The following is a 6,000-nucleotide window of genomic DNA, read 5'->3' on the forward strand; positions in this document are numbered from 1 at the left end:
GGGGAATTGAATTTACAAGATATCAATTGAAATATAACCGCATCAGTTAAAACTGGCGCGAAATTCCAAGGGGCTTTGCTTGGTTTTGCTTTTGAACAACTTACTGAAGCTCTGTGGATGCTCAAAGCCCAATTGATATGCTATTTCACTTACACTCAGGTTGGTGCTGCTCAAGCGTTCTTTGGCATAGTCAATCAGTTTGTTTTGGATGTGCTGTTGGGTATTTTGCTGGGTATGTAGACGGAGTAGACTTCCTAGATAGTTGGGTGAAATATGGAGGTCATTTGCGATGTCTTTCACTGTCGGAATACCTTTGTCCAAAGCCTTGCCACTTTCAAGATAGTTGGAAAGAACTTTTTCGAAGCGTTCCAACAATTCGTGGTTGGATTTTTTTCTGGTAATAAACTGACGCTCATAAAATCGTTCCGAATAGATCAACAGCCTTTCCAGTTGGGCAATGATAAGATCTTGACTGAATTTGTCGATGGTAGACTGGTATTCCTGTTCTATGTTCCGGAGGATTTCCACCACAACCTTTTCTTCTTTGTCCGAAAGAAAAAGAGCTTCATTTACGGAATAGCCAAAGAAGTCACAGGTTTTTATCTTTTGGGGCAAAACCGTATTCCACATAAAATCGGGATGGATAAGCAAAAGCCAACCTGTGGGGTTTGCGACAACATCCTGCTTGATTTCTATTTTCAGGAACTGAAGTGGGGAAATGAAGCTGAGTACACCTGCATCAAAATCGTATTGTTGCTGTCCATAATTGAATTTGGCGTTGACATTCCGTTTTAAGCCGATTGAGTAAAAATTCTGTATCCATTTCAAAACAGTTTCGTTGTCAGGATAACACACCTTGCTATAATCTATCAGACTGATCAATGGATGATCGGGATTGGGCAGCTTGCAGAAACGGTGGAATTCTGCTATTGAATTGAAGCGAAATGTGTTTTCCATTGTTGCTAATTTACTTTTTTTCTTTGTACAAAACCATTCCTGCGTGGTAAAGAATGCCATCTTTAAACTCCCCATCAGCAGTGAATCCAGTATCATCTTTGTAGTCAATATGGTTTCCCGAAATTTTATAACTGCCCCTGTATGCGCTCATTCGGTTGCCACGTGCTTCCTCGTAACGGTAGTTGGGAAGAAGTTCGTGACGGATATAGCCATCCTTGGTGACCCACATTCCGATATATTCTTTTGTGATTTCTATTGTTTCTCCCATTTTTTGTGTCATTTTTCCGGAATGTTCATCCACCAATGCTTTGTTCTCTTTTGTCAAATTGCCCTGATGCTGTGTAGAACAACTATTGGCAATTACAATCAGCAAGGCAATCAATATCCTGTTGACAGCGTATAATCCTTCCATTTTTCTGATTCTTCAGTAAGTATTTTGATTTTGTTTTGTAGCATATCATATGCATCTTCTCCCATCAGAAGATGTGTAGGTGGATTTTCCAACTTGCTTATTTCGATGAACAAAGCCGCTGCTTTTTGGGGATCGTTGGGTTGGTTTCCGTTAATTTGGTTGAGATGGGCAGCTTCCATTTCTCTGGCAGCTACATATTCTTGGATAGGGTTTTCTGGGGTTTGCACCGAGCCTTTTGCCAAAAAGTCAGTCCTGAAATATCCCGGGTACACCAAGGTGGTATGCACTCCAAACGGTTTCATTTCAACCGCCAAGGCTTCGGTAAATCCCGCTACAGCAAATTTTGTCGAACAATAAATCCCAAAGGCGGGAAAGCTGCCGACTAATCCGCCAACAGATGCAATATTGAATATATGCCCCGATTTTTGCCTACGGAGAAGGGGAGTTGTGTTTCTGATTACATTTATCGACCCAAAAACATTCACATCAAAATTCCTCCTCGCTTCGTGATCTGTGAGTTCTTCCAAGGTTCCGATTTGGCTGTAGCCGGCATTGTTTACGATGACATCGATTTTCCCAAACCTCTCACAGGCAATTTGCACTGCCTTTGCAACGTCTTCATTATCGGTAATATCCATTTCAACAGGCAGAAAATTGCTGTGCTTGCCAATGGCATCAAGCAAGCCTTGTTGCGTTCTTGAAGTAGCTGCTACACAATATCCATCTGCTAGCAATGCTTTTACAAGCGTTAATCCCAGACCTTTTGAAGCTCCTGTGACAAACCATACTTTTTTTGTTTCCATGCTGAATACTTTATGATCTATTGAAGTATCAAAAGTCGGGAATTGAGCATGGATGGGTGTAGGTAAATCCACTGAAATTGTAGCCAAATCGTGAATGGGGGAGGTGCGGTTGCTAAGATCAAAATATTAGATTGAGATTTGAACTGTTTCTTGTCCATGGTATTCTACGGAAATACTTAGGATGGTAGAAGTTGACCTGTATAGGAATATCGATGATACAGAAAAAACACATGGTCGTTAATTCTGATTTATGCTTTTCGAATAGCTTTGTGTTGATAGTGGGTTAATTAATTTCTTATCCTCAAACATTTGGCATGGCAGATTCCTGCTTACTCGATGGCATAATTTGTAGGTGTTTTACCAAAATGTTTTTTGAATGTAGCTATAAATGAACTGGTATTTTCATAACCCAAACTATATGCTATATCCTTTACTGCCCTTTTTTCACTAAGTTGCTTTATTGCTTCTAGGTGCTTTAGACGCATTTTCCAATCTCCAAAACTCATTCCCAATTCCTTAACAAACAACCTTGAAAGGGTTCTGGGACTCACACAGGATAAATTGGCGTAGAATTCAATGTTATGCTTGTTGGCAATGTCATGCATTAAGGCATCTGTTACTTTTTTAATTCTTTCATCATGACTGGTAGGGAGAAATGTGAGGCTTGGTTTTATGCAGGTAATTTCATCCAACAGCACTTCAAAAATCCTGTTTTGCTGTGGTGTCAATTGCTTGGGATTTGAAAAGGAAGTGATTTTTGCCAATATACTTTTGATAAAATCAGATGAATCAAATGCAAAACTATGTTTAGGCAATCCGTCCAGTCTAGACTCATCAATAAATGCTGATACTACCTTGACATTGTTCGGAAAATGCACTTGATGCTCTTCGTAGCTTGCAAGCCATACACTTTGTGAAGGATTGACAATCCAAATATTGTGATTGGTCATAATCTCCATTACGCCTCTGTCGCATGAGATGATTTGTGCACGTGGGTGGGAATGATAATCCGCACATTTTGTATTGTTGATGGTTTCTGAGTATGTGGTTATTGGACGTGTCTCATCTTTCTCAAAACCATAATCTACTTTGATATTTGTCCTGTAATCGATATTCATTGTCTAAATATAGTGATTATGACATTGGGGATGTTGCCGAACTTTGTTAAAATAAAAAATGACTAACATCATGGATACAAAAAAGCATAACAAAATTATTGTAGAACAATTTTCAAAGCAGGCAGGTAGTTATACTTCCATCACATCCCATAGCGATGCGTTGGATAAGTTGATCCATATGTCTTCCGCCAATCAAAATGATACTGTCTTGGATGTAGCTTGTGGTTCCGGTATAGTTTCTTGTGGATTTGCAAGACATACTAGCCATGTTATAGGGATTGACATTACAAAAGAAATGATTAATGAAGGAAAAAAGCTCCAAGAAAAATCGAACCTTGAAAACATCACTTGGCAGATTGGTGATGTAGCTAGTTTGCCTTATGGGGACAATCTTTTCTCGATTGTGATTTCCAGGTTTGGATTCCATCATTTCTTGAATCCTATTAAGGTCTTGTCTGAAATGAAAAGGGTTTGCAAACCCAATGGACTTGTTATGGTAGTTGACGTTTCCTTGCCTGATGCTAAAATTGATAAATACAATGAAATGGAAAAAAACAGGGACAACTCCCATGTGGCCGCTCTTTCTTTGACAGAATTTCAAAATCTTTTTACAGATGTGGGGCTTACCCAAGTTGAGAAAGATAAGTATGTGATGGAAATTAGTCTTGATGAACAGTTGCAAGCTTCATTTCCTGTAGACAAAGAAGGTTTGCGAAATATGATATTAAGTGATGTTGGGGTAGATGAGCTGGGAGTGAATGCCACCAAAATTAGTGGAGAGGTCTTTTTGAATTATCCTATTCATATATTCTGCGCAAGAAAAGCCTAAAAGACAAACCATGTATATTCGCTTTTTTACCAGTAGATAGTAGCAATAAACCCTGTCCAAATTGGAGTAGCAAGGAATGTTTTTAGTTTTTAAACGGGATGATTTTGTTCGTGAAAGATGCTTTTTTGTTATTTAAAAGTGTTTTTATGTTGATTTTTATTATATAATATTCTTTAAATGTATATTTATACCTTATTTAATTTGTTTTTAATGTATTGTTAATTGTATTTTGTTTGATTGTATTACTGTCGTTTTTCAGCATTTTATTTTTTACCAGATAAATCATTTTTTTCTTGGAAATTGTTTTGTCTTTAGCTTTTGTACTTCAGTGAACCGATTTTGGAATTCTTATTTCAGCCTGAATCCAAATTTTGGGTTTGGGAATATGGATGTTCAAACCTTAGTTCTAGTTCTTGTATAAAGCCGGTTCGTTTTATAGTTTTTTGTTTGAGCAAATGAGATGGCTAGTGGGGATTTGGATTGAAGGGGGATACATATAAGTTTATTTTATTTTGACTATGTCTTTTGAGTTGAAATGTTGGTTTACAGTGTATAATGCCCTATTTTTTTTGATTGTTTTTTTAAACTAAATATATTGATGTTTAACTTTTTTTGGGTGTTTGGTCATTGTTGATCTTAACATAATTTGATTTCATTTAGAGTATTAAAGCCTACAAGGCCCACCTTCATGATTGCTTGTATGTCTCTTTCGTTTTCCGCAATTCCGTTAGAAGCCTTAAGTTTAAGTGGGTTGTTTTGTGTACTATAATGTAGGGGATTTTTAAGAGGGATTTTACAATAAAAATTTATGAAAATATTATAAATTACTTTGAAAGAATTTGGGGATATAAATATGAAGTGTTTTTGTTTGACTCTTCCAAGTCTTCTTTGAAATTTGATTTTTGTATGATTACAAAATGTGTACTTAAAATAACATAAAGCACTCTGTTTCCATTTTTGTTTTTACCCATTTGGTAGTTTTGATTTAACTATCAAAAAAACCGTTTTTAATATGGGAAAATATCTACCGTCTTTTAGAATCTATGTATTTCTTTTTATTGCAGTATTTGCCTTTTCAAATACGCTTGATGCACAGATCGTAAAGTCCCTTGCAGATGAGGTGACTTTTACCAGTGGGAATAACAAGATGACTAGTTTACTTGGCTGTGGATTTGGAGGGCTCAGTCCCTGTTTCGATCCGACAGTTATAAACCCGGACAATGCCCTGAACGATGCCCCTGGAAGTTTTGCCAGGTTGCTTGCCTCTCCCGGGTTGTTGGCAGGTTTAGCCTCGTATGATGGGATAATAGAACTTAAATTCCCACAGATCTTAGCGGCAAATACTACTTCCTATGTAAGGATCGACGGGGATTCGGACCTGCTTGGGGCACTTCTTGGCGGAAGCCTGGGCGAAGCCTTGGCAGATGTGCTGGGAACGGTCCTGCTTGGTAGACAGGAAATCCGGGTCCAGGCAAGGAACGGCAGTGATATAATATTGAACCGTGCTAGTTCTGATGCCGGTGGTTTTAATATTGATAGGGCAAGATTGGTTACCGACCAAAACGGTGACTTTTTTTTGGCGATAAGGCCGTCCCAGGAATACGATAGGATCAGGATTTTCAACAACTCAATATCCCTTTTGGGTTTGGGTACGGAATATACCTTGGACGTATACAATGCGTTTACTTTGGAGGGTGAAGACCCCTGCGGCCAGGCACAGTTCACCTCCTTTGATGCTACAGGCATAAACATTGACCTGTTGGGCCTGGGGAGTTCAGGCGTGGACAATCCCGAAAATGCAATAGACGGTGATTTTGACACTTATTCTTCCATCAGCCCCGGCCTGTTGAGCGTAGGTGGTACAATTTCCCAGTATTTTTA

General features: G+C 38.4%; 6 protein-coding genes. 2 read left to right on the forward strand and 4 right to left on the reverse strand.

Annotated features, from left to right (window positions below; genetic code table 11):
• Window positions 1-42: 42 nt before the first annotated feature.
• From ACFSKL_RS18045 to ACFSKL_RS18060, 4 genes are all read right to left on the reverse strand, one after another.
• Entirely contained in the window at window positions 43-957 is a 915-nt protein-coding gene (locus tag ACFSKL_RS18045; RefSeq protein WP_376888012.1) for a helix-turn-helix domain-containing protein, read from the reverse strand.
• 10 nt (window positions 958-967) lie between these two features.
• Window positions 968-1,369, reverse strand: coding sequence for an Atu4866 domain-containing protein (locus ACFSKL_RS18050; protein ID WP_376888014.1), 402 nt, complete (start codon window positions 1,367-1,369; stop codon window positions 968-970).
• Window positions 1,336-2,172, reverse strand: a complete 837-nt coding sequence (locus tag ACFSKL_RS18055) for an SDR family oxidoreductase (protein WP_376888016.1) — start codon at window positions 2,170-2,172, stop codon at window positions 1,336-1,338. The genes ACFSKL_RS18050 and ACFSKL_RS18055 overlap by 34 nt, the downstream gene beginning before the upstream one ends.
• A gap of 329 nt (window positions 2,173-2,501) precedes the next feature.
• The gene (locus tag ACFSKL_RS18060; protein ID WP_376888018.1) at window positions 2,502-3,290 is read right to left on the reverse strand and encodes an AraC family transcriptional regulator; all 789 of its coding nucleotides are present in this window, start codon (window positions 3,288-3,290) and stop codon (window positions 2,502-2,504) included.
• Window positions 3,291-3,360: 70 nt separating this feature from the next.
• Here ACFSKL_RS18060 and ACFSKL_RS18065 point away from each other — a divergent pair, with 70 nt between their 5' ends.
• Complete coding sequence (locus tag ACFSKL_RS18065; protein WP_376888020.1) at window positions 3,361-4,119, forward strand: class I SAM-dependent methyltransferase; 759 nt, start codon at window positions 3,361-3,363, stop codon at window positions 4,117-4,119.
• Window positions 4,120-5,131: 1,012 nt separating this feature from the next.
• A partial coding sequence (locus tag ACFSKL_RS18070; protein ID WP_376888022.1) for a hypothetical protein occupies window positions 5,132-6,000 on the forward strand: 869 nt, incomplete at its 3' end.

It is taken from the genome of Belliella marina, from assembly GCF_042682445.1.
Lineage (GTDB): Bacteria > Bacteroidota > Bacteroidia > Cytophagales > Cyclobacteriaceae > Belliella > Belliella marina.

Coding starts and splice junctions, on each gene's coding strand:
- ACFSKL_RS18065 (WP_376888020.1), top strand. CDS start 3,361: ATGGATACAAAAAAGCATAACAAAATTATTGTAGAACAATTTTCAAAG.
- ACFSKL_RS18055 (WP_376888016.1), bottom strand. CDS start 2,172: ATGGAAACAAAAAAAGTATGGTTTGTCACAGGAGCTTCAAAAGGTCTG.
- ACFSKL_RS18060 (WP_376888018.1), bottom strand. CDS start 3,290: ATGAATATCGATTACAGGACAAATATCAAAGTAGATTATGGTTTTGAG.
- ACFSKL_RS18050 (WP_376888014.1), bottom strand. CDS start 1,369: ATGGAAGGATTATACGCTGTCAACAGGATATTGATTGCCTTGCTGATT.
- ACFSKL_RS18045 (WP_376888012.1), bottom strand. CDS start 957: ATGGAAAACACATTTCGCTTCAATTCAATAGCAGAATTCCACCGTTTC.